The following is a 22,324-nucleotide window of genomic DNA, read 5'->3' as shown; positions in this document are numbered from 1 at the left end:
GGCTGGCAACCTGCCCGGCCATGAAACGCACCCTCTCGTCCCTGCTCCCGTCCCTGCTCCTTGTGGTGGTTACGGCCCTGACGGCATCGCTGACCGCAGCCGCTGCCGACGACGGATTTGTTTCGTTGATGGATGGCAAGACGTTCAACGGCTGGAAGAAGGCGGTTGAGAATCCGGATACCTGGACCGTGGAAGATGGCGCGTTCGTGGCGCGCGGACCGCGTTGCCATCTGTTCTATGTGGGGGACGAGGAACCGTTCGTGAACTTCCACCTCAAGATGGAGGTGATGACCAAGCCGGGATCGAATGGCGGGATCTACTTCCACACGCGTTACCAGGAGGAGGGCTGGCCGCGCTGGGGCTTCGAATCGCAGGTCAACGCCACCCACAGCGACTGGATCAAGACCGGAAGCCTGTACGGGCTCGTCAACATCGCCCGGGCCGCCGCGCCGGACAATCAATGGTGGACGCACGAGATCATCGTGCAGGGCCGGTCGGTGACGGTGATCATCAACGGGGAGCGGCTGTTCCAGTACAATGAACCCGTCGGGGCGGGGGCCGGACGCGATTTCACCCGGAAGCTGGACCGCGGCACGTTCGCGCTCCAGGCGCACGATCCTGAGAGCGTCATCTACTACCGGAACATCCAGGTCAAGCGCCTGAACTAGGTTCCCCCCCCGGATTGACTCCCGCGAAGGCGGCGACTGGCTTTCAGGCCGAGCCGCCAGTTGAAGGCGCGGCACGGAGGGCGGTCAGTTCGGTCTGCGGAATCGGCGATCAGGCTTGGGGGCAGTGCGGACAGGGCTGTCCGCGCTCCGGGCGGACGCGAGGTGGTTGACGGAAGAGCCCTTGAGTCTCAGGCATGGAACGTGTGGCGGTCCTCAATGTGGTCGGTCTCACGCCCCGGTTGCTGGGTGAGGCCACGCCCCATCTGTCGCGGTACGCCCGGGCCGGGCGGTTGAGCCGGATTGAACCCGCCTTTCCCGCAGTCACCTGCACGGCCCAGGCGACCTACCTGACCGGAACGCCGCCCTCCGGGCACGGCATTGTGGGCAACGGCTGGTATGACCGGACGCTCTCGGAGGTCCAGTTCTGGAAGCAGAGCAACCGGCTGGTGGCGGGCGAGAAGCTGTGGGAGACGGTGCGGCGGCGACGTCCGGGGTTCACCTGCGCCAAGCTGTTCTGGTGGTACAACATGTACTCCAGCGCGGACTGGTCGATCACGCCCCGGCCCTTGTATCCCGCCGATGGGCGGAAGGTTTTCGACATCCACACCTGGCCCTACTCGATCCGAACGGAGATCCAGCGCGATCTCGGTCCGTTTCCCTTCCCGACATTCTGGGGCCCGGCGGCGGGTCGTTCCACTCCGCAGGGCCCGCCCGAAGGCGCCAGCCGCTGGATTGCGGAGTCGGCCAAATGGATTGAGCGAAGACACCGGCCCGACCTGTCCCTGGTGTACCTGCCCCACCTCGATTACAACCTTCAACGCCTCGGCGTCACTCCGGACTCAACCATGCCTTCCCCGGCCGGCAATCCAGCGTGGCACCCCGGGATCCGGGCGGACCTGGAACGGATCGATGCGCTGGTTGGCGACCTGCTGGCGTTCTACGCGCAACGCGGTGTCCGGGTGATCGTGCTCTCCGAGTACGGCATCACCAACGTGACCCGTTCCATTTCCCTGAACCGGATGTTCCGGGAACGGGGCTGGCTGACGGTGAAGGACGAGCTGGGCCGGGACCATCTGGATGCGGGAGCGAGCCGGGTGTTTGCCGTGGCCGACCACCAGGTGGCGCACCTTTACCTCAACGATCCGTCGCTGTCAGACGAGGTGCGGGAAAGGGTCGCGGCACTGCCGGGGGTGGATCAGGTCTGGGGTCCGGAGGAGAAGCGGGAGCGGGGGTTGGATCATCCGCGCGCCGGCGATCTCATCGCCCTGGCGCGTGAGGATGCGTGGTTCGACTACTACTACTGGCCCGACGACCGCCGGGCGCCGGACTTCGCGCGCTGCGTGGACATCCACCGCAAACCCGGGTACGACCCGGTCGAGTTGTTCACCGATCCGGCCTTCTCCCCGTTTGGTCTCAAGGCGCGGGTGGCCTGGCGGCTTTTGAAGAAGCGGTTGGGGTTCCGGATGCTGATGGATCTGATCCCGCTCGACACGTCCCTGGTGAAAGGTTCGCACGGGGTGCGTCCGGCCGATTCGGCCGACTGGCCGGTGGTGCTGACGCCGTCCGGTTGGGACGCCCCGGCATCCATCGCGGCCACCGAAGTCCGGGACTTGCTGCTGCGGGCGTGGGAGGGCTGACACGCGCAGTCCTCAGTGTTTGATGAGGAAGAGGACGCTGGCGTTTCGGGGCCGGGTTTCGGCGCCGCCGGTGGCATTGGAATCGCCGGAGAGAATGACGGAGTGGCGATGGGCGCCGGCGGCGGCGGCGGTCAGGCGATGAGGGTCGGCCCCGACGGAGTCGGCGGCATCGATGCGGTCCACGGAATTCCCGCTGCCGTCGCCCCAGCGGATCTCATGGCCGTCGGAACGGTGGATGGGATGGGTGTGTTCGCCGGCGAGTCCGGTCTGGCCGCTGAGGAAGACGAAGTGTTTGTGTTCGGCGAAGGCGTCGTTCTGGAGGGTGCCGACCCGGTTGCCCTGGTTGCCGCCGGGATTGCTGCGGGTACGGGCATTGGCGTTGGGATCGCGACCGGAGCCGCCATCGGAACCGCGGAGGAACCGGCCACTGAGATCCGGGAGGTTGAAGTCCGTGGAGGGATCGGCGTCGTCGGTGCCATTGCCCCAGGCAACGCCGATATTCTGGAAGAGGCGCGGGTAGGTGGCGCTGGACACGGGGCGGCCGTCGCAGAGGAGCCAGCCCTGGGGGATGGTATTGGTGTTGCCGCCGAAGGCCATGATGGAGCCGGGGGGGACGAGGAGGTCGAGGACCTCCTGGGCGAGGGTGGCGAGGGTGAGGGTATTGGACTGGAGAAGTCCGGCGTGAAGGGAACGGGGCTGGAGTTTGGCGCCGGGGAGGCTCCCGTCGCGAATCTTGGAATCGAGGAGGGTGCCGTCGGCGGGGTTGTTGGTGCCGAAGAGGGGGGACCAGTCATAGCCGCCGAGGAGGCGGGTGTTGGCGCTTTCGCGGGCAAAGAAGGACGGGATGATGCTCTGGCGGGGAAGGAGGGGCGGGTCGGCGGGCCCGATTTCGCCGTCCTGGTTGGCGTCGATGGTGATCTCCAGATAGAGGCTGCGATCGAAGTCCACCTGGGACAGGTCGGCCCGGGTGCCGAGGACGGTGTTGACGAGGCCGTCGTTGACCGTGAGGTGATGGACTTCGCCGTTCCAGACGGCGCGACCGCCGACGGGGGCGTCGTAGATCTTGAACTGGACGACGCGGGTGCCGCCCGGGAGGGGTTGTCCCTGGGCATCGGTGAGACGTCCCTGGAAGGGGAGGAGGCGGGGTTCGGCGCCGAGGGCGACGGACAGGGAGTTGAGGGTGCCGAAGGCCGCGAGCATTGCGAGGGCGACGGCGAGGCGACGGCGAGGGGATGCGTTCGAGAGATGGGAAGGCATGGGAGGAGGGTTGGGGTTTATGGGGAGGATGGGTTGGGTTGGGGTTGGGGGTGGGGAATGGAGCGGTACGGGATGGATCACCAGGCGGGGGAATGGATGGGGGGAGGGGAACCGACCTCCATGCGGAGGTGGAGTTCGATGTCGTCGATGTTCTCGAGGCGCAGGGTGTTCTGGCTGTCGAAGCGGAGGACGATGTTGTCGCAGAAGAGGGGCCAACCGGGGACGGGGTTCATGGGGACCTGGGTGGTGCCGATGGCGGCGGGGAAACCGGTGGCGGAGCCGAGGAACGGTTCGCCGACGAGGCGCCGGTCGGGATCGCGCTGGTAGAGGGGGACCTGGAAGGACCATACGGCGCGGCTGAAGGTGGCGAGGCTGTCGGGGAAGAAGGCGATGCGATCGACGTTGCCGTAGAGTTCGAGGGAGACCGGGACGGTGCTGCCGGCGGCGAAGACGTTCTTGCCGGCGATCTTGACGCCGATTTCGCGGACCCGGTGATTCCAGAACTGGTCGAAGGTTCCGCCGGGGCGGTTCTGCTGGACGATGGGGACGGGGGCCTGCTGACCGAGGATGACGCGGGCCTGGTTGTAGGTGAGGGGAAAGTCGATGCGCAGGCGGCGGAGACCGTCGGCGTTGGCGGGGTCGCGGGAGGCGAGGTCGAGGAGGATGGCGCGGAAGCGCTGGACGCTCTGGCGGGTGAGGGCGGCATCGACGTCGTAGCGGTTGCCTTCGAAGTCGTAGCGGTAGTCGATGAGTTTGAAGATGTCGCGGCGGAGGCTGATGGGCTGGCCGCTGAAGGAATTGGCGTCCCAGAGGGTGGGGTTGTGGGGGCCGCGGAACTGGGGTTCGCGGAGTTTGAGGTCCCAGGCTTTGAGGGCGTTGAGGAAGGCGCGACCGCGGACGTGGTTGGCGATGGAGAAGACGCTTTCGGCGTCGGTGAACTCGTCGAACGAGCCGTTGTTGAGGGGTTCGATGGTCGAGCCGTTGGCCTGGCGGACCGGGTTCTGGAAGGGTTCGGTCCAGGCGGCCTCGAGCATGCGGGCGAGCTTGAAGAGTTCGATGCGGTACTCCTGGAGGAGGCCCTGGTATTCCTCCTCGGCGCGTTCGAGTTTGAAGGCGAGATTGGGGTCGCGATACCAGAGGGCATCGGTGACGCCCTGGTAGAAGACGTGATCCTCGACCAGGCGCCGGGCGCGGGCGTGGAGGGCGCGGAGTTCGGCGCCGGCGATGTCGGCATTGATCTGGACGACGGGGAGTTCCTCGATGGCGATCTGCTGGTCGATGAGGATGTTGCGGATGACGGCCTCGGAGTTGAGGGAATTGATGGCGATGGTCTCGGTGGCCAGGCGCATGACGCGAAGGGCCTCCTGGACGCCGGCGGGGATGGCGCCGGGGTTGTGATGGACGGTGACGCCGGAGGCGACGCCGCAGGTGCAGACGGAGAACTGGGGGGCGGCGTGGGCGGCGGCGAGGGCGACCTCGATGGCGGCGTAGGCGACGCCGTTGATGAACAGGGTGGCGTTGATGTCGCCGTTCCGTGTGAGTTCCACCTGCATGCGCTGGGCGTAGGAATCGACGCGGGCTCGGGCGGCGACGGCTTCGCGGAGGGCCTGGATGAGGCGGAGGGCCTGGGTGGCCATGAGGCTGCCGGTGCGGAGGGCGGGGGCGTTCGGGTCCTGGGCGTCGAGGAGGTGGTTGTAGGTGTCCTGGACGGCCTTGAGATAGGCGGCGCGTTCATGGGCGGTGCGCAGTCCGCCGTAGCGGCCGGGGTCGAGGCCGGTGATGTCGAAGAGCTGGGTTTCGATGGAATTGCGGAGGGCGACTTCGCGGTCGGCGTTGAGGGACTGGGCGAGTTCGGCGCGCTGGAGTTCGAAGGCGACGGAACCATCGGCGGGGGGACTGGCATCGCCGCCCCACTTGAGGCGGGCGGCCTCCTCGGCATCGCGGCAACGGGCGATCTGCTGGTCGATGGCGACGGGGTCCCAGGCGGAGACGAGGGCGGTCTGGGTGGGTTTGTCGCCGGCGAGGATCTGTTCGCGGAGCCGGAGGGCACTGGTCACGCTGATGCGGGCGCGGTCGATGTTGGCCTGGCGGTAGAGGTTGGGGGTGTCGTGGGTGCCGTCGTCGAGCTGGGCGGCCAGGGGGAGGGAGGCGAGGAACTGGGCGTGGACATTCTCGCGAAGGACCTGGACGGCGTGGCCCAGCATCCTGTTCTTCTCGGGTTCGGGGCGTTTGGCGCCGGCGCCCGGACCGGCGTGGGCGGAGCGCCAGAGCTGGTCGGCGTAGGCGACGGCGGCGAGACCGGCACGTTCAAGGGCGGAACCGTAGAGGTGGGCCACGGATTGAAGGGCCTCGCGGTCGAGGGCGGCGGGACCGCCGAAGTTGGGATCGTCGAAGCGGGGGAACGGGAGGATCTGGCTCTGTTCGTCGTCGAACGCGACGTAGTGGGGGACGGTGGGATAGATCGGGCTGCCGGCGCGGAGTTGTCCGGTGGTGTCCTCGGCAATGAAGTGGAGGACATCCTTGAGGCCCTGGGTGAAGTAGAGACGGGCGTAGGCGAGGGGTTTCTGGGCGGTGCCGTCGAACGGTTCCGTTTCCTCGGCGGGGAGGGCGCGGGTGTCGTTGCCGGAATTGGATCCGGGGTAGGCGATGCGGGTGGCGTTGAGGAGGTCGCGATTGCCGGCGTAGAGGTAGCCGCTGAGGAGGGCTTCGAGGGCTTCCCAGGCGATGACCCTGGCCTGAACGGAACGGGGCGGCGCGCCAGCGGGGAAGGTGTCGGGTTCGGGAGGTTCGGCGTGGCGGATCGCGACGGCGCGGGCCACGGCATCGAGAAGGGCGGGACGGTTGGGGGTTTCGCCACTGGCGCCGAGGAAATCGTCCACCAGGCGGTTCCGGGTCTTGGATCGCGGGAAGTCCTTGAGGTAGGCGCGTCCCTCGACGAGGCGGGCAAAGGCGTCGTCGAGATCGTCGGCGCGGGCCGGGGCGACGACGAGGCTGACGGCAAGGAGTCCGAGGAGCGGGGCGGCGACGACAGCGGCGACGCCCGGGGCAGGCTGGGGACGGTTCATGACTATTGGGCGGCGATGGCGCCGGTGAGGAGGCGGTAGTGGAGGTTGGCGGCGGCGGGGCCCGGGGCGGGGAGGAGATCGGGAAGGAGCGGATTGGGGGGCTGACTGCGCCGGAGGCGGGCGGGCTGGACGGACACGGCGGGGGTGGGGGCGGTGAGGATGGCGGCGCCGATGGAGCAGGTGAGCCGGAAGTGTGTGGCGATGGCGTGCGTGGCGAGGTCGGGGAGCGATGTGGTGCCGGGATGCGGATGGAAGACGTCGTCCTCGCGGGACGGCGTGAACCCGGCGCCGTCGAGGGCCTCGAAGGTCTGGGTGGCGTAATTGCGATGGGGGGTGACGAGGGTGTTGCCCCAGACGATGAGGCCGTTCTGGGCGTCCTGGGGATACTCGTGGGAACCGTCGCCGGCGCGGGTGTTGCGCCAGAGATCGGCGAGGAGCGCGTAATTGAAGTCCTCGTCGCGGAAACCGAGGGCATTGCGGTTGATGGACGGGTCGAAGCCGGGCACCGGGAGCGGGTTGAAGCCGTCGGAGGCGAAGGGCTGGCTGCGACCGGCGGGTGTGAGGCGGGGTTCGAGATCGATGTCGAAGGAGGCGGCGTAGGTCATCTGGAGCGGTGTGGCGGCGACGTAGGCGGCGCCGAGGGCGTTGGTGTCGCCGGGGCCGAAGGCGGCGGGGAACTGGGGTGTGAGGATGGGGAGGTAGCGGTCGGCGCCGGTGTCGGGGTCGAGGCCGACCCGGGTGGCGGGGAGGACTCCCGCTCCGATGAGGAAGGGTTGGAAGGCGTAGGCCGGATAAGGGGTGTTGGCGGTCTGGGCGGGGAGCCCGGTGGGTTCGCCGCGGAGGTCGGCAGGACGGGTTGGAGCGCGGCCGGGAGCGGGCAGGGCGATCACCTCGACCGAATACGCGGGGACGTCGCTGTCGGGCGGGGAGAAGGCCCGGGCGCGGTAATGTCCGGCGGCGGAGTAGTTGTGAAAGGCGGCATGGCCGGTGGCGGTGGCGCCATCGCCGAAGTCCCAGCGGACGGGGGCGGGGGCGACGGCGTGGAACTCGACGCGGGACCCGGCGGAGGCGAGGAGGGGACCGGCGGTGAAGGCGGGCTGGCCCGTTGGATCGGGGCGGAGTTCGAGTTCGAACGGGGATTCGGCGGTGCCGTGGAGGAAGCCGGGCACGCCGGCGGAGGCGGGTGGAGCGCCGGCGAGGGGATTGAAGCGCTCGATCAGGCGGCGTTCGAGCGGGGAGAGGGCGAGGTCGGGTTGAAAGGCGAAGGGACGGGTGAACCGGGGGTCGAGGCCGGGTTGATCGGGGTGGGCGGGACCGAAGCCCGGGCGCGACGCGGAGAGGTTGACCGGGAGCAGCGGGACGCGGCGGAGCAGGAAGCGCCCCTGATCGTCGGTGAGGTCCGAGTAGAGGCTGAAAGGGACGCCGTCGAGGGAGACACGGACGCCGGGGAGGGGGTTCGAACCGTCGGAGACGACGCCGTGGACATCGGTGACCGGCTGGCCATCGAGGCGAAGGCTCCAGTGGGCGAGGGTGACGGGTTGGGCGCCGTGGTTTTCGACGGAGAGTTTCCAGAGTCGCCCGAGGGCGGGTTCGGAGCGGGTTTGCCGGACCTGATGCAGGAAGGCGGTGAGATCGCCGCGGGTGGGGCGGTCGATGGGGAAGTTCAGGGATTGGAAGAGGCGCGGATGGATGCGGTCGGCGGACGGGCGTCCGTCGTAGAGGACAAGTTCGGCCGGGGGCGAGGCGGGGGAGAGCAGTTTGATGAGGAGGGCGGAATGGGGGACGGGGGCATTGAAGGCGAGGGCGACCTGGAGCGACTGCAGTTCCATCTCGGTGACGACACCGAGGGTCGAGTCGCGGGTGGCCCCGGGCGGGATGACGACGGGGTCGGAGTTCCTGCGGGCGACGACGGGTTCGATGCCGGTGTCGGAATCGGTGAGGCGCCGGGTGGCCAGGGGGCGGGGATGGCGTCGTTCGAGGCGAAAGGCGCCTTCGAGGACGATGGGCTGGCGGGACATGCCGTACACGATCTCGCGGTAGTCGCCTTCGAGGATGTAGCCGTCGGTGGGGTTGCCGTGGACGAGGGCGCCTTCGAAGGAGACGGTGCGCTGGACGGGGAACGGGAAGGGATTGCGGACATCGAGAATCCCGTCGTCGAGCCAGTCCACGTCCTCGCCGGCGGTGGGATCCGAATCGTCCCAGCGATCGTAGGGTTCGCCGTTCTGGTCGCCCGGGGGGAGGACGAAGGAGCCGCCGAGGACGAAACGGTTGCCGGCATCGGCGACGCGGTGTCCGACGAGGGGGACATCGACGGGCCAGACGAGGGCCTGGGAGCTGTCGATGACGCCGCGGAGGAGACCGTCGATGCGCGGGTCTTCGTAGAGGCTGACGTGGAGATCGATGTCGGGGACGGGATTGCGGTGGCCGTTGACGGAGTGGATGACGGCGTGGCCTTTGAAGTCGCCTTCGAGGCCGGGGATGTCGGCGACGACGCGGTAGGATTTGTCGCCGACGCTGGTGCGGAGGAGAAGGGTGCCTTCGTGGCGGCCGCGTCCGAGGTTCACGCGATCGAGCCGGAGATAGACGAGATCGCTTTCGAGGGTGGTGACGCCGGTGAGGCGGGTGTGGGAGGAGAGGAGGTTCCCCTGGGCATCGCGGACTTCACGTTCGCCGGGGGACGCGAAGAGCCGGATCCAGGGTTCGGGGGTATCGGGGTTCGAGAGGGGCTGCCAGATGGCCTCCCAGAGGAGGAGACCGCCGCCGGAAGTGGCATCGCCGACGTTGGCGATGCCGAGGGTCTGGATGTCTTCGCCGGGGAAGAAGCGGATGGTGTCCTGTTCCTGGACGGAGCGGGGCGGCGCGGGGGCGGACAGGCCGGAGACGTTGATGTCTTCGCGGGAGGGGAAATTGCCGAGGGGTTCGACATCGATGTCGGGGCGGACGGTGGTGACCAGTCTGGGGCGGAGGACGGCGGGGTTGAGGGCATGGATCCAGTAGCCGCGGCCGGGATCGGACTGGAGGTTGAAGGCGGGGAACGGGGTTTCGGGCGGGAGTCCCTCGAGGGGATTGGGGGGTTCGCCGGGGCCGGCGGGCTGGGGACGGAACATCTTCCGGAACGACTGGTTCTCCCAGGTCAGGAGGGCGTCGTAGTCGAAGCCGGCGGCGGTGAGGACGGCGAGGAGGCTGACGGGTTCGGTGTTGGTGACGGAGGCGGCGCCGAGGGGGATGCCGATGAGATTCCAGCCCGAATGCAGTTCGAGGGCGGGGAGGTCGGTGCCGCGGGGGGCGGTGCCGGTGACGGACCAGGCGGGGACATTCTGGCTGGTGAAGATCCAGTAGGCGCGGCCGGGTTCGATGCGGGGGAAGGCGAGGAGCTGGTTGGCGAGGGCTTCGGTGGGAGCCGCGGCGGGTTCCCCGGACGGTGCGAGGTAACGGAGCCAGCCGCCGCGGGCGGCTTCGAAGGTCCAGGCGGCCTGGAACCCGGGGAGGGTGGCGAACACCGCCTCGGGGGAGGGATCGTCGGGGACGATCTGGAAGGCGATGAGATTCCATTGCGGGGCGAGCCGGAAGGTCTGGGTGTCGGCGGGTGTGTCCGGGGCGGCGTGCAGCAGGAACCCGGCGGCAAGGGCGGCCAGGGTATGCGCTCGCGAGCGGGTCCTGCGGCGGGTTGGGGAAGGCACCGGGAACGCACGATCCGGGCGAGGGGCGTGGCAGGACGAAGGGGGGTGTTGCATGGGAGGCGCCGGGCGGGGGTTGATGAGGCGCGGATGGGCGCGGTGCATCAGGGGACGAGACGGACGCGGTAGAATCGGTGCGGTTCCGGATTGGAGGCGGGGAGCGTCACTTCGGTGGTCGGGGCGGAACCGGGGACGGGACTGCCGAGATCGGTCCAGGGTCCCCCGGGGTTGGGGGCGCCCTGGAGGGTGTACGACCTGCCCTGCACGGCGTTCCAGGCCAGGGCGGTCTGGGATCCGCCGGGGAGGACGGAGACGGAGAGGAGACGGAGGACGGAACTGGCGGAACGCGGGTCGGTGCCGGCGGCGAACTCGGCTTCGTTGGTCATGCCGTCGCCGTCGGGATCGGCATCACGAGCGGCTTCGGGGAGGGTGGGATCGCCGAAATGGGCGGCGGCCCAGAGTTCATAGGAATCGGCGGGCGGCAGGATGGCGAGATCGACGCGGAGCGTGCGTCCGCGCTGGGCGGCGTTGAAGCCGGCAACGGGGAAGGCTTCGCCGGAAGCCGGGGCGCCATTGACGGAGCGGACGGTTGCGGGAACGCCGTTGATGGTGGGGGCGAGGGTGTAGGTGGGAGGCGAGGCCGCGCGCAGGTCGAACGAGTTGCGGCCCGACTGGGCGGGGTCGGAGAGTTCCACGGCACCGAGGCGGCGCGAATCGAAGGGGACTTCGAGGATGTAGAACGACTGGCCCTGGGCCTGGACGATGCGGACCGCGGGGCGGGAGGTCGTCGAGAACGAGGCCGTCCGGGTGCCGTCGGAGACCGACCAGTGCGCGGACTGGATGGGAATGGCCTGGGAGGTGTTGGTGCGATGGACGACGGAGCCCCAGACGACGAGGCCGGGTTCGGGAACGCCCGGGGGAATGGCGGCGAAGGTGGTGAAGGCAGTGAGCTGCGCGAGGGCAAGGGCGAGGACGCGGGGGACGGATGGCGAGGCGTTCATGGGGGGGCCGGAGGCAGTGGGGATGCGGGGAACGACGGGGACGGGATGAGCGGCGGAGGGACTACTTCCTGTGGTTTTCGAGGAGGCGGTTGGACTTGCGGATCAGCTCGTTGGTCTGGCGGGTGAGTTCGCGGGTGCGTTCGATGCGTTCGAGGGTCTTCTGCGTCTCGGCACGGAGCCGCTGGGTCTCGGCGCGGTAGAACTCGGTCTCGGCCTGGTACTGGCGACCCAGTTCTTCGTAGCGCTGGCTGAGTTCGTTGTAGCTCTGGGTGACGCGTTTCCAGGTCCTGGCGTTGTCGCGGTACTGCTGGGAGATCTCCTCGCCCCAATCGAGGACACTGCCGGGACCGATGCCGACGTGGTCCATGACCTGGAGGGCGATGCCGGCGGCGGGGAGATAGGCCGTGAGGGCGGCCTTGCCGACGGAATAGACGGTGGTGGCGCCGTTGTAGAGGTTGGGCTCGTCCACGAACCGGGCGGTCTTCATGCCGATATCGACACCATCGAGGAAGAGGCCGGGGCCCTTGAACTTGGCGAGCTTGCCCGCGTGTTGCGCGACATCGGAGGCCGTGCTGGCGAGACCGACGGCCTTGCTCGCGACGTCGAAGGCGGCATTCGCCTCTTCAGGGTCGAGTCCGGTGGGGTCGATGTAGCGGAGCGGATTGTTGAGGGCGTAGGCGTAGGGGTGCTGCAGTTGGGGGTTGGCGAGGAACCGGGTCAGTTCCTCCGAATCGAGCCGTCCGGGATCGGCGAACTTGGGATCGGGCGAGAGGAAGCGCGCCAGGGGACCGGAGAACATGCGGGCTTCGAAGTCGTCGAGTCCGGTTTCCCGGTCCCGTTCCTTCTGGGCGAAGCGGTAGGGTTCGTCGCCCGCACGGGATCCGCCGGTGTGACGCACGACGCCGAAGGGGTAATAGGCGGTTTCCTCGATGACGGAACCGTCGGCATCGGTGATGACGCTGGAGGAGCCGAGGTGGTCCTGGTGGTAGTAGCGGAGGCGGAGGGGAATGTGTGGGAGCGGGAGGTCGAGCGGTTCCCCGACGCGCACGAACCAGGCGGAGCCGGGCGGAAGGGGGGCGGCGGGAACCGGAGCCTCCGGTTCGAGAAGGGGCGGCAGCCACTGTTGGGCGGCCGGGTCGAAGTGCCAGAAGCTCGCGGCCCCGGTGTCGAGCGTGGACCGGGACAGGGTCTCGAGACCGGCGCCGGAGGCGAAGGCGCCGCCCGGGGGGAGGGTGAGGGATTGGGGATCGGCGTAGGGACCGGCGAGGGAAAGAAGGGCGTGGAACGATGCGTGGATCCAGAGAACGGTGCCGGCGGGGAGATCACCGGTCTCGTCGAGGGGCAGCCAGGCCCCGACCGCGGCATCCCAGCGGGCGATCCAGCGCGGGTCCACGGCACCGGGCGGCTGGAGGGCGGGTCCGGCCAGACGTTCGAGGGCGTTGGTGACGGAAATGGCGAGGGCGACGAGGTTCCAGCCGGGTTCGAGCGGGAGGCGCTGGAGACGGGGCCGGTCGGAGAGGGACCCGGTGATGCGGGCGATACGGGTGGGACCGTTGAAGACGTACTTGGTGGGTTGACCGTGTTCGCGGACCTCGAAGTGTTCGCCGACGTAAAGGACGGTTTCGGATTCCGGAGCGGAGGAGGACGGGCCGGACTTGCGGGTGACGCGCTTGATCACGCGCCGCCCGGTGTAGTCGTAGGTGTAGTCGGCACGGACGAAATCGTTCTCGGCGGCGACGAGACGGTTGCGATGGTCCCAGTGGCAGGTGAAGCCGTGGGCGCGGGTGACATTGCCGTTGTCGTCGTAGGGAACCTCGGGAAGGCCGAGATCGGAGGGAGGGATGGAGGAGAGGGCGCGGGGTCCCGGAGGATCGCCGGGCTGACGTCCACCGCGCCCGGACGAGCCGGCGGCACCGCCATGGCCGAGGGGCCCGAGGTCGGTCAGGGAACGGCCATGCTCGACGTGGGGAATGTCGCTGCGCTGGTCGATGAGGCTGCCGAGCCGGTCGTAACGATAGTGGATGGCGCCGCCGTTGGAGGCCGGCGGGGCGGAATGGTTGTAGCGGACGCGGGTGAGCCGGTAGAGGTCGTCGTAGTCGAAGTGCTGGGTGTTGCGGCGCGGATCGGTGAGGGGGACGACGTCGTCGGGGCGTCGGTCATGAATGGCGCGGACGTTGGAGACGGCGTCGAACTCGTATTCGAAGTGAAGGAGGGCGGGCTGGCCGGGGAGGTGCCGCGAGACGGTGACGAGTTGGGCCAGGCGGAGACGGGGATCGTATTCGTAGTCGGTGCGGGTCCCGTTGCCGTAATCGATGCGGGCGATCTGTCCGGAGGGGCGGTAGCGGATGTCGGTGACCACGTCGCGGCCTGGGTCGCCTCCGATCCGTTCGATCTGGTTGCGGGCGTTGTAGTGGAAGGCGACGGCGTCGTGGTCGGGATAGGTCAGCCGGACCAGCCGGTCGAGGGCGTCGTAGTCGAAGCGGGTGATGAACGACACCGGGGGTTTGGGGTCCGGGAGGCGGATGCGCTTGACGGTCCATTCCTCGCGGCCGCGCGGGTCGTAGGACATGTGTTCCTCGCCGCTGGGATCGACGACGGCGGCGAGGAAGCCGCGGAGATTGCGGGCGTTGGCGAATGAGCCGTCGCCCAGGTCAATGGGACCGGCGGGACGGTCGTAGATGTAGGTGATGTCCGGCGCCAGGGGTGCTTCGGAGCCGGCTTCCTCCCCGGGGTGGAAGGTCTCGGTCAGAAGGCGGTTGGCGGCGTCGTAGGTGTAGGTGGTACGCCGGCCGCGGGCATCGACCGTGGCGATGAGGTTGGAGGCGTCGTCGTACTCGTGGAGGAGCCGGCCGCGGTCCGGATCATCCATCCGGACGAGGCGTTTGAGGCCGTCGTAGCGGAGGGTCTTGATGTTGCCGAGGGCGTCGGTGAGGCGGGTGAGACGGTGGTTGAGGTCGTACTCATAGCGGGTGGTCCAGGTGGCGGGGGTGTCGGCGGGGGAACCGTTGTCGGCGAGCCGGACCGTCTCGTGGACGGCGACGAGTCGGCCGAGGCCGTCGTAGGCTTCAACCGTGGGGGTGCCGGTGTGGGGGGAGTCGGGGAGGAGATCCTCCTCATCGAAGATGCGGCGCAGGAGGGGGAGGTGCTGGACGAAGGTGGCGCGGCGGGGACCGTTCCAGAACTCGGGGGGTGCCACGGTGCGGATGGATCGTCCGTTGGGATCGTAGAAGTGGTCGGTGGCGACGATGGACGGCTGGGCGTCGTCGGCGAGGGGCGGACGGCCGGCGGGCCAGAGGACGGGGAACTGGGGGATGTCGGCACTGGCGACGCGGTAGGGGAGCCATTCGGACTGGGGAAGGCCGCGAAGGTTGTAGCTGGTGGCGCTGCGGACGATCCAGGAACCCGGGACGTCGCCTTCCTCGAGGGTGGCGAGCTGGGTGCCGCTCCCATCGGTGTAGGTGGCGGTGATGAATTCGCCGGGCTGGCCGGACATTTCGCGGCGCCGGGTGACGACGCGGCTCACCGAACCGAGCGGCACGGAGGCGAGGGTGAGGCGGCCTTCAGGATCGTAGTGGAAGGCGCGGCCGCGGATGGGGTCGGCGGGCTGGTACTGGTGGGTGACGGTGGGGAACTCGGAGGTGTCGCCGGGTGCGACGAGGGTCACGAGGCGGGCAAAGGCGTCGTAACCGTAGGTGGTGGCATGGCCGTTGGCATCGCGCGAGGCGATGACGACGCCGAGGACGGGATCGTAGTCGGCTTCCAGGCGGAGATCCGGAGTGTCGCCGTCGAGCACCACGATCTCGGCGGTGGGGTAGGTGAGGAAGTGCGGATCCCATTCGGTGCGGCGCGCGTTTCCGAGGGCGTCGCGGGACTCGACGATATTGCCGTGGGCGTCGAAGCGGACGCGCTGGGTGGGGATGGCCCGACCGGGTTCGGGGTAATCGAGGCGCTGATGGAGGAGGGCACGGTCCTGGATGGCGCCGTTCAGGCCCTCGAAGGGATCGCCGTCGTAGCGGTAATCGGTCCGCGCCGCGAAGGCGCCGAATTCGTCGGTCACGACGACCGACGCGGGGCGATCGACGATCCAGAGGGCGAGGGCGTTGCCGCCGTGGGCGTAGGCGGTGGTGGTGACGATTTCGTCGTCGTGGCCGGGTTGATCGGAGCCGAGGTTGCGGACGAGGACGGCATTGCCGTAGTCGTCGTGATCGAACTCCTGGACGGTGAGAACGGCCGGGGTGACGGGGTGATCGAGGGCGACGGAGAGGAGGCCGTTGGCGTCGCGGACCTCGGTGACGCGGCGGCTGAGGAAGGCGTAACTGACGGAGCGGCCGTTGCCGGGGAGGACGTGAATGCCCTGAGCCGCGAAACGACCGGCGGGGATGGGGGGTGCGGGGAAGTCGCGATAATCCTCCATGATCCCGTCGGCGTTCTGGTCGGCGAGGTAGGGGAGCGGTTCGGTGGGACGGTAGAGGCGGCGGAGGGTCCACTCTTGGAGGGTGCGGGCGTACACGTAGGCGTCGGGGGTGAGGCGCCCGCGTTCCCCGGGGGTGGGGGCGAAGGTGGCGGCGGCGCAGCCGGCATCGAAGCCGCCGTCGGGGGCGGCATGGAGGACGACGGGATCGATCTGTTCCTCGATCCACTGGAGGCCTTTGAGGGGTTCCTCCTCGCGGCCGCCGATGACGGTGAACTCGTCGATATGGCGTTCGGCGGGGGTGGCATCGCCGTAGTCGTCGTTGTCGATCTGGTCGGCGGCGCCGGTATGGAAGCGGTAGCGGCGGACGAGCGAGGGGCCGCTGACCTGGCCGGTCGGCGTGCGGGCGACGTTCCAGCCCGAACTGACGTTCATGAGGCCGGTGACGGGATCGAGGATGAAGTCGTCGCCGTAGTCGATGCGCTGGGCGAAGGCGAAGCCGCGGAACTCGCGTTCGAAACCGTCGTAGAAGGGATCGCGATACCGGAACTCGACGACGGCGGCGTCCTCGCGACCGTCGCCGTTGAGGTCCTGTCCGCTGGTGGTGCTGACGCGGCGGACGATCTGGAGGGCGAGGGGGGCGTAGGTGGTCCAGGGGTGACCGGCCTCGCGGGCGAGTTGTTCGTCTTCGGCGGCGGTGCCGTAGGTGATGGTGGTGCGTTTGCCGATTCCGTTGTCGATGCCGGTCATGAGGCTGGGGGGACCGTCGGGGAGGAGTTCGAGGTATTCCCAGGTGTCGTGGAGGCCGGTGTTGCGAAAGAGAAGATCGAGGGAGCCGCTGGCGTTGAGGTCGGCAACCCGGAGGACGGTGGGGGCGACGGGATCGCGCGGGGCGTAGCGGGGAAGCCCGGTGCGGGTGTAGGGCGGGGACCAGCGCTGGCCGGCGATGTTGACGCGGAGGATGAGGACCGTCTCGGGGCCGCTGCCGTCGAGGATGAGGACATCGGCGAGGCCGTCGCCGGTGAAGTCGTCGATGAACACGTCGCGAAGGTCGGCCTGGCCCAGATCGAAGGGATCCCCGGGGACGGCGGCCATGACGTGTTGTTCGGCGTAGTGACCGGTCCCGGCGAGGGGCCAGTAGCGGATGGAGAGGCGGCGGCCGGCGCCTCCGGGGACGAGGTCGAGGGCGACGAGATCAAGGAGGCGGTCGCCGTTCATGTCGGCGAGGTGGACATGGGGATTGGGCTGGCCGTCCGGGGCATCGAAGGTGTTGGCGAGGGGATAGCTCGGGGGGAGGAGGGCTTCGCCATGGATCCAGCGGAGTTCGCGGCCGAAGTGGAAGGTGTTGACCTTCATGCCGGCGAAGGTGGGTTCGAGGTGAACGAAGTCGCCGCGCTTGTCGAAGTTGACGTCCATGTGGCGCGTGGCGGCGCCGCTGTAGGTGACGAAGGCGGGGGGATTCTCGATGAGGGTGGACTCGAGTTCGTCGGCGGTGAAGCCGAGGCGGTCCTCGTCCACGAGGTCGAGGCGGGCACGATTGCCGAAGGTTTCGAGGCGGAGGTTCGAACCGTCGCGTTCGAGGGAGGAGATGTCCACGAGACCCTTGCCGCGGGGATCGTGGATGACGGTCTCGGGCTGGCCGAGGTCCACGGGGGAGGAGCCGACGACCAGGCGGGCCGGAGCGAAGGTGAGGAGGGGCTGGCCGGTGCGGCGGGATTCGCCGCGATTGAGGGCAACGCGCTGGACGCGGCCGGCGCCTTCGGCGGTGGTGGCGATCAGGTCGGGGAGGGCGTCGCCGTCGAGGTCGGCGAGTTGTACGCGTCCGCTGGGATCAGCGAGATCGAGGTCCGGCGGTGCGGCGAAGGCCCGGCGTTCGCTGCGGGTGAGGTCGAGACCGGAGTAGAGGAAGATGAGGGGCGGAAGGTGGTGGGCGTCGCCGAGGTGGCCGGACTGGACCACGCGTTTGAGGAGGGTGACGCCGAGGTCGAGGTAGGAGCGCTGCCGCTGTTCGACGTCGGGAGTGAGATCGCCGGTCTGATAGTCGTACTGGAACCGATAGGCGCGCACGCGTTGACCGAGGCTGCGGACTTCGATGCGGGTGAGGCGCCGGTCGAGCCGGGCGGGAAAGGTGGGGCGATAATCATCGAGGGCGTCGGGTCGGTCCTCGTATTCGAAGAGCACCTCGTGGTGCCGGTCCTCGTGGTGGCCGTAGGTGATGCGGCTGGGGAAGAGCGTTCCGGGCCCGGGAACGTACTCGTACTCGATGCGGTTGCCGTGGAGGTCGGTGGTGGAATCGAGATGCCAGGCGTAGGTGCGATCGAAGTCGGAGCGACCGTCGAACCGGGGATGCTCGACGACGCTCCAGCGCTGGTTGGCGCCGCGGAAGCGGCCGAAGGTGTGGCGGGTGCCGTCGCGGTCGGTGGCTTCCCAGGCATCGGGGGTGCCGTCGCCGTCGGAGTCGATCTGGCGAAGGCGTTGGAAGGCGCGTTCGTTCTCGGCCCGCCAGTCGCGGTGGACGTTGTCGAGGGGGACGAGTTCCTCGCCCTGGAAGACGAAGGTGTCACCGGGATTGTATTCCGGGAATCCCTTGTCGGTCTGGCGCCGGATGGCGGGGAACTCGAGGGACCATCCGATGCCGGCGATGCCGTTGCCGGAGAAGGAGTGGTAGGCGAGGCGGACGGCCGGGGTGAGGCCGGCGCGGCCCGGGGGCAGCTCGATGGAGACGCCGTAGGAGGAGCCGCCGGTATTGAGCTGCGGTTCGAACGATTCCCCGAGGCCCTCGATCGAGCCGGCGCCGGAGGGCAGGGAAAGGACGCTGGCCTTGATGCCGGACTTGTCGGGTGGGGACTGGGCGGCGGCGGCGGCGGCAAGGAGGCACCCGGCCATCCAGGCGAGGCAGGTCCCCGGCGAGGGGCGGCGAGGGTCACGGAACCGATCGATCACGGACACCGCTCGGACCCGGCGGCGGGAATTTTGAAAAAAAGTTCGGGAGAAACGCGGCATGGGGATGCCATCGACCCGGAGAGGTCGTTCCCCATGACGGAGTTCTGGCAGAATGACTCAAAATCCGGTCGGCTGGCCGCGTGGGGTGGGTGGTGCGGCGCGGGACCCGGGGCCCTCGGGAAGCGGAAGGGCCTGCGACGCCGCGGCCGAGAGCACTGCACATGAAACCGGACGATCTTCAACCGACGCGCCACACCCTGGTGGGACGGCTCAAGGACCTGGAGGACCAGGAGAGCTGGCAGGAGTTCTTCAACACGTACTGGCGCCTGATCTACACCGTGGCGCTCCGTTCCGGACTGAGCGAGGCCGAAGCCCACGATGTGGTGCAGGAAACCGTCCTGACCGTGACGCGAAAGATCGGTGAGTTCCGGCCCGGTTCGGAGCACGGGTCGTTCCGGTCATGGCTGCTGCACGCTACGCGGTGGCGGATCGCGGATCAGTTCCGCAAACGGGCCAGGGTGCCGGCGCAGCCCTTGCGGGGCGGCGACGACACAGCGCGGACGGGCACGGCGGAGCGGGTGCCGGACCCGGCCGGGGAGGAGATCGAGGCGCACTGGGAGACGCACTGGCGCCAGAACCTGATGGAGGCGGCGATCGAGAACGTGCGGGGACAGGTGGATCCGGAGGACTGGCAGTTGTTCGATCTGCACGCGATGAAGGGGGAGACGGCGATCCGGGTGGCGCGTCGTCTGGGGACCCGGCTAAGCCGGGTGTACCTGGTGAAGTACCGGGTCTCGCGGCTGCTGTCGAAGGAGGTGAAGCGGCTCGAGAAGCGCTACGGATGAGAGGGGCAAGGGAGTGGAGCAAGGGGGTGGAAATCGCGCATCCACCGTAACCGGGACGCCGTGGACGGCGTTTGAAGCGGAGATGCGGCAGGAGCGCATGAGGCATGGCCTATGACCGGGGACAACGCGGACCTGGCGGCACTTCGGGAAAGGGCGAGGACGGGGGACAACGAGGCGGCCCGGCTCCTGGTGGAGGCATTGTATCCCCGGGTGCTCCGGATTGTGCGCGGCCATCTGCCCGCGCGCACCGCCGAGGAAGACCTGGTGCAGGACATCTTCCTGCGGGTATTCAACCGCCTGGACCGGTACCGCGAGCGCGATGGCGTTCCGTTCGAGCACTGGGTGTCGCGACTGGCCGTGCGCGTCTGTCTCGACCGCCTCCGGTCCGAACGACGCCGCCCCGAACTCCGGTGGAGCGATCTTTCGGAGGACCAGCAACGATGGTTCGATCATCTGGCCGGCGACGACACCGCCCCGGACGCGGACGATCCGAACTCGGTGCGCGAGCTGCTGGAGCGGCTGCTGGCCCAACTCCCGGCCGAGGATCGTCTGGTCCTCACCTGGCTGGACCTGGAAGGAAGATCCGTGAAGGAAATCGCCCGGCTTGCCGGTTGGACCGGGGTCCGGGTCAAGGTTCGGGCCTTCCGTGCCCGCGCCAAACTGCGACGTCTGGTCGGGCATTACAGAAAGGAACATCCCCATGAACGATTTTGACCGGAAATGGAAGGCCGCCGCGTCCGTGGCCCGTCGCGCCCTGCGGCACGATTCCCGGGCGCCCTTCGGATTCGCCGCCCGGGTGGTGGCGCGGGCAAGGGAGACGGAGCCCGCGGTGATTTCCTGGGATCTGGCGCTGCCCCGGCTCCTCGCCGCGGCCATCGTCGTGCTGGCCCTGTGCCTGGCCCTGGAAGCGCCCCACTGGCGGGACAACCGCCCGTTCGAGCCGGGAATCGAGAATGCCGTGGCCCAACTGGTCTGGTCGCTATGAAGCCCCTGCGGTCATGGAAAGCTTGGGTCTGCCTCCTCGGCATTCTCGGGGCGGCCACGCTGTCCGGGGGTGTGGTCGGTCATCGCATGGCCCGCCGCCACCTCGAGGCGCGCAACGATCCCACCACCTGGAACGAGCATGTGACCCGCGAGTTCGAGCGCATCGTGCGGCCCAGCGCGGAACAGGGCGCCCGCATCCAGGTTCACCTGGACCGCGCTGTGGACGAACTCAAGGCCATCCGCCTGGATACCATCGCCCGGAGCACCCAGGCCATCTGGCGCCTGATCGCGGAGGTCGAACGGGAGCTGACCCCGGAGCAGCTCCAGGCGTTCGAAGCGATGAAACCGAAACCCAGCGAAGTGACCCTTGAGGTGCTTCACCTGTCCCCGGACGACCTCGGTCCCGCACGGCCATCCCGTTGATCCGGTTCCCGGACGTAACCCGGGGCCGGCGCCCGGCGTTACGAGGGGTGCGGAGGCGATGACCGCCCACGCGACCTCACATGAACATGAAATCGATTCCGATCCTCCTGACCCTCGTCGTTTCGCACCAGCTCGTCTCCGCCCAGGAGAAGTTGTCCCGCGAGGAAGCCCTGTACTACGCCCGCGCCGTCGCGCCCCACGCCACCCAGGTCCAGGGCCTGCCTGTCGCCACCGAGGTCGATCTGACCCGTCCGGTGGCGATGCGGGAGGAGGACTACGGCGGACTGGTGCTGCCCCAGAAGGGGTTGACCGTCGAGACCCTGGCCGCGGCGGGTGAAACGCCGGTGCCGGTCGGGCAGCTCTGGTTTCACCGGCTCGCCCCGGTGCGCCATGGAGAAGCCGTTCCGCGCAGCGCCCTGCGGATGGTGACGGTGCGGACGCAGGGCGACGAAGCCACGGTTCCCCAATGCACCCTGGCCGTGCGCCGCACGGCAGCCGGGGCGTTGGAACTGCTGGTGTACGGCAAAGCCAAGGAACCGCTCCTGCAGGTCCCCCTCCGCTCCGTTGAGACCCCCGCCTCGGAACCCATCGACCTCGCGGCGGTGCGTGAAGGCGACTTCGGCCGATTGACCCTGAAGCTCCTCGGCCGGTACCAGGCGACCCTCTCCGTGACCGAACTGGCCGACTGGTAATCCGCGTCGCCCGCAGACCGGTTCGCGACCTCCATCATGCCCTGCGTGAGGGTCCGGGTGCCACGGCATCCGGACCCTTTTGCGCCCCTCCGGTCCACTGCTCCGGTCCAGGGGAGCGTCAACAGTCAGCTGTCAGTCCCATTATCGATTATCCCGGAGTTGCAGGTGAGGAGGCAGCGAATCGGAGGGACGAGCTCCGCGAGTCCTCAACCCAACGCTCCACACCGTTGCGGCCTTGGGCCTTGTGGAACCCGGCCCTCGGAGGCGACGCTCCGCGCAGTTCGAACCTCTCCCCACGACTCCGGGATGCACGGAGGGGAAAAAAGGTGCGGAAAAGGGGCTTTACAGTCCGGGGAGGGGGTCCCTAAGGTCTCGGCTCTTTATTTTGAATGGTATGGAAGCCGTTTCGAAGGCGCAGAGCATCAAGGAGTACGCCCGGCACGAGAAGGACACCGGTTCGCCGGACGTGCAGGTGGCGTTGTTGACCCGACGCATCAACCACTTGACAGAGCATTTGAAGGCGAATGCGAAGGATCACAGTTCGCGACGCGGATTGCTGATGATGGTGGGGAAGAGGCGGCGGTTGCTGGATTACCTGGGTTCGGTGGACAACGAGCGCTACGCGGCATTGGCGATGCGGCTCGGTCTGCGGCGGTAGGAAGCTTCGATGAACTTCCGATGCGCCGTCCCGGGACGGCGCTAGGTAGCCGTTCAGATCCCG

Annotated in this window: 13 protein-coding genes; 8 read left to right on the top strand and 5 right to left on the bottom strand. The window is 68.6% G+C overall.

The features are described 5' to 3' along the window. The first annotated feature begins 20 nt into the window (after nucleotides 1-20). Nucleotides 21-668, top strand: coding sequence for a DUF1080 domain-containing protein (locus KF833_09770; protein MBX3745583.1), 648 nt, complete (start codon nucleotides 21-23; stop codon nucleotides 666-668). A gap of 194 nt (nucleotides 669-862) precedes the next feature. Then, on the top strand, nucleotides 863-2,305 hold the full coding sequence (locus tag KF833_09765; protein ID MBX3745582.1) for an alkaline phosphatase family protein: 1,443 nt from the start codon (nucleotides 863-865) through the stop codon (nucleotides 2,303-2,305). A 12-nt stretch (nucleotides 2,306-2,317) separates the two neighbouring features. Here the strand turns inward: KF833_09765 and KF833_09760 are convergent, their stop codons facing one another. From KF833_09760 to KF833_09740, 5 genes are all read right to left on the bottom strand, one after another. Beyond that, entirely contained in the window at nucleotides 2,318-3,562 is a 1,245-nt protein-coding gene (locus KF833_09760; GenBank protein ID MBX3745581.1) for a tail fiber protein, read from the bottom strand. A 77-nt stretch (nucleotides 3,563-3,639) separates the two neighbouring features. Next, nucleotides 3,640-6,627: a hypothetical protein gene (locus KF833_09755; protein ID MBX3745580.1), complete on the bottom strand. Its 2,988-nt coding sequence runs from the start codon at nucleotides 6,625-6,627 to the stop codon at nucleotides 3,640-3,642. A 2-nt stretch (nucleotides 6,628-6,629) separates the two neighbouring features. Continuing rightward, nucleotides 6,630-10,307 carry a hypothetical protein gene (locus KF833_09750; protein ID MBX3745579.1) on the bottom strand — a complete coding sequence of 1,226 codons (3,678 nt, stop codon included), beginning with the start codon at nucleotides 10,305-10,307 and terminating at the stop codon, nucleotides 6,630-6,632. A gap of 101 nt (nucleotides 10,308-10,408) precedes the next feature. Further along, nucleotides 10,409-11,305 carry a hypothetical protein gene (locus KF833_09745; GenBank protein MBX3745578.1) on the bottom strand — a complete coding sequence of 299 codons (897 nt, stop codon included), beginning with the start codon at nucleotides 11,303-11,305 and terminating at the stop codon, nucleotides 10,409-10,411. Between the two features lie 61 nt (nucleotides 11,306-11,366). Then, nucleotides 11,367-18,665, bottom strand: a complete 7,299-nt coding sequence (locus tag KF833_09740; GenBank protein ID MBX3745577.1) for a hypothetical protein — start codon at nucleotides 18,663-18,665, stop codon at nucleotides 11,367-11,369. Nucleotides 18,666-18,880: 215 nt separating this feature from the next. Between KF833_09740 and KF833_09735 the strand changes: the two genes are divergently transcribed. The 6 genes from KF833_09735 to rpsO all read left to right on the top strand — a co-directional run bounded on the left by KF833_09735 (nucleotide 18,881) and on the right by rpsO (nucleotide 22,261). Then, nucleotides 18,881-19,504 (top strand): sigma-70 family RNA polymerase sigma factor, encoded by a 624-nt coding sequence (locus KF833_09735; protein ID MBX3745576.1) that lies wholly within the window; start codon nucleotides 18,881-18,883, stop codon nucleotides 19,502-19,504. A gap of 111 nt (nucleotides 19,505-19,615) precedes the next feature. Then, the gene (locus KF833_09730; GenBank protein MBX3745575.1) at nucleotides 19,616-20,218 is read left to right on the top strand and encodes a sigma-70 family RNA polymerase sigma factor; all 603 of its coding nucleotides are present in this window, start codon (nucleotides 19,616-19,618) and stop codon (nucleotides 20,216-20,218) included. After that, entirely contained in the window at nucleotides 20,205-20,489 is a 285-nt protein-coding gene (locus KF833_09725) for a hypothetical protein (GenBank protein ID MBX3745574.1), read from the top strand. The genes KF833_09730 and KF833_09725 overlap by 14 nt, the downstream gene beginning before the upstream one ends. Continuing rightward, nucleotides 20,486-20,911, top strand: coding sequence for a hypothetical protein (locus KF833_09720; GenBank protein ID MBX3745573.1), 426 nt, complete (start codon nucleotides 20,486-20,488; stop codon nucleotides 20,909-20,911). The genes KF833_09725 and KF833_09720 overlap by 4 nt, the downstream gene beginning before the upstream one ends. A gap of 86 nt (nucleotides 20,912-20,997) precedes the next feature. Further along, on the top strand, nucleotides 20,998-21,603 hold the full coding sequence (locus tag KF833_09715) for a hypothetical protein (protein MBX3745572.1): 606 nt from the start codon (nucleotides 20,998-21,000) through the stop codon (nucleotides 21,601-21,603). A 394-nt stretch (nucleotides 21,604-21,997) separates the two neighbouring features. Further along, nucleotides 21,998-22,261, top strand: coding sequence for a 30S ribosomal protein S15 (gene rpsO / locus KF833_09710; GenBank protein ID MBX3745571.1), 264 nt, complete (start codon nucleotides 21,998-22,000; stop codon nucleotides 22,259-22,261). Nucleotides 22,262-22,324 lie beyond the last annotated feature (63 nt).

The organism is Verrucomicrobiia bacterium (assembly GCA_019634625.1).
Classification (GTDB): Bacteria; Verrucomicrobiota; Verrucomicrobiia; order Limisphaerales; family CAIMTB01; genus CAIMTB01.
This window is presented reverse-complemented; position numbering and strand designations above follow the sequence as displayed.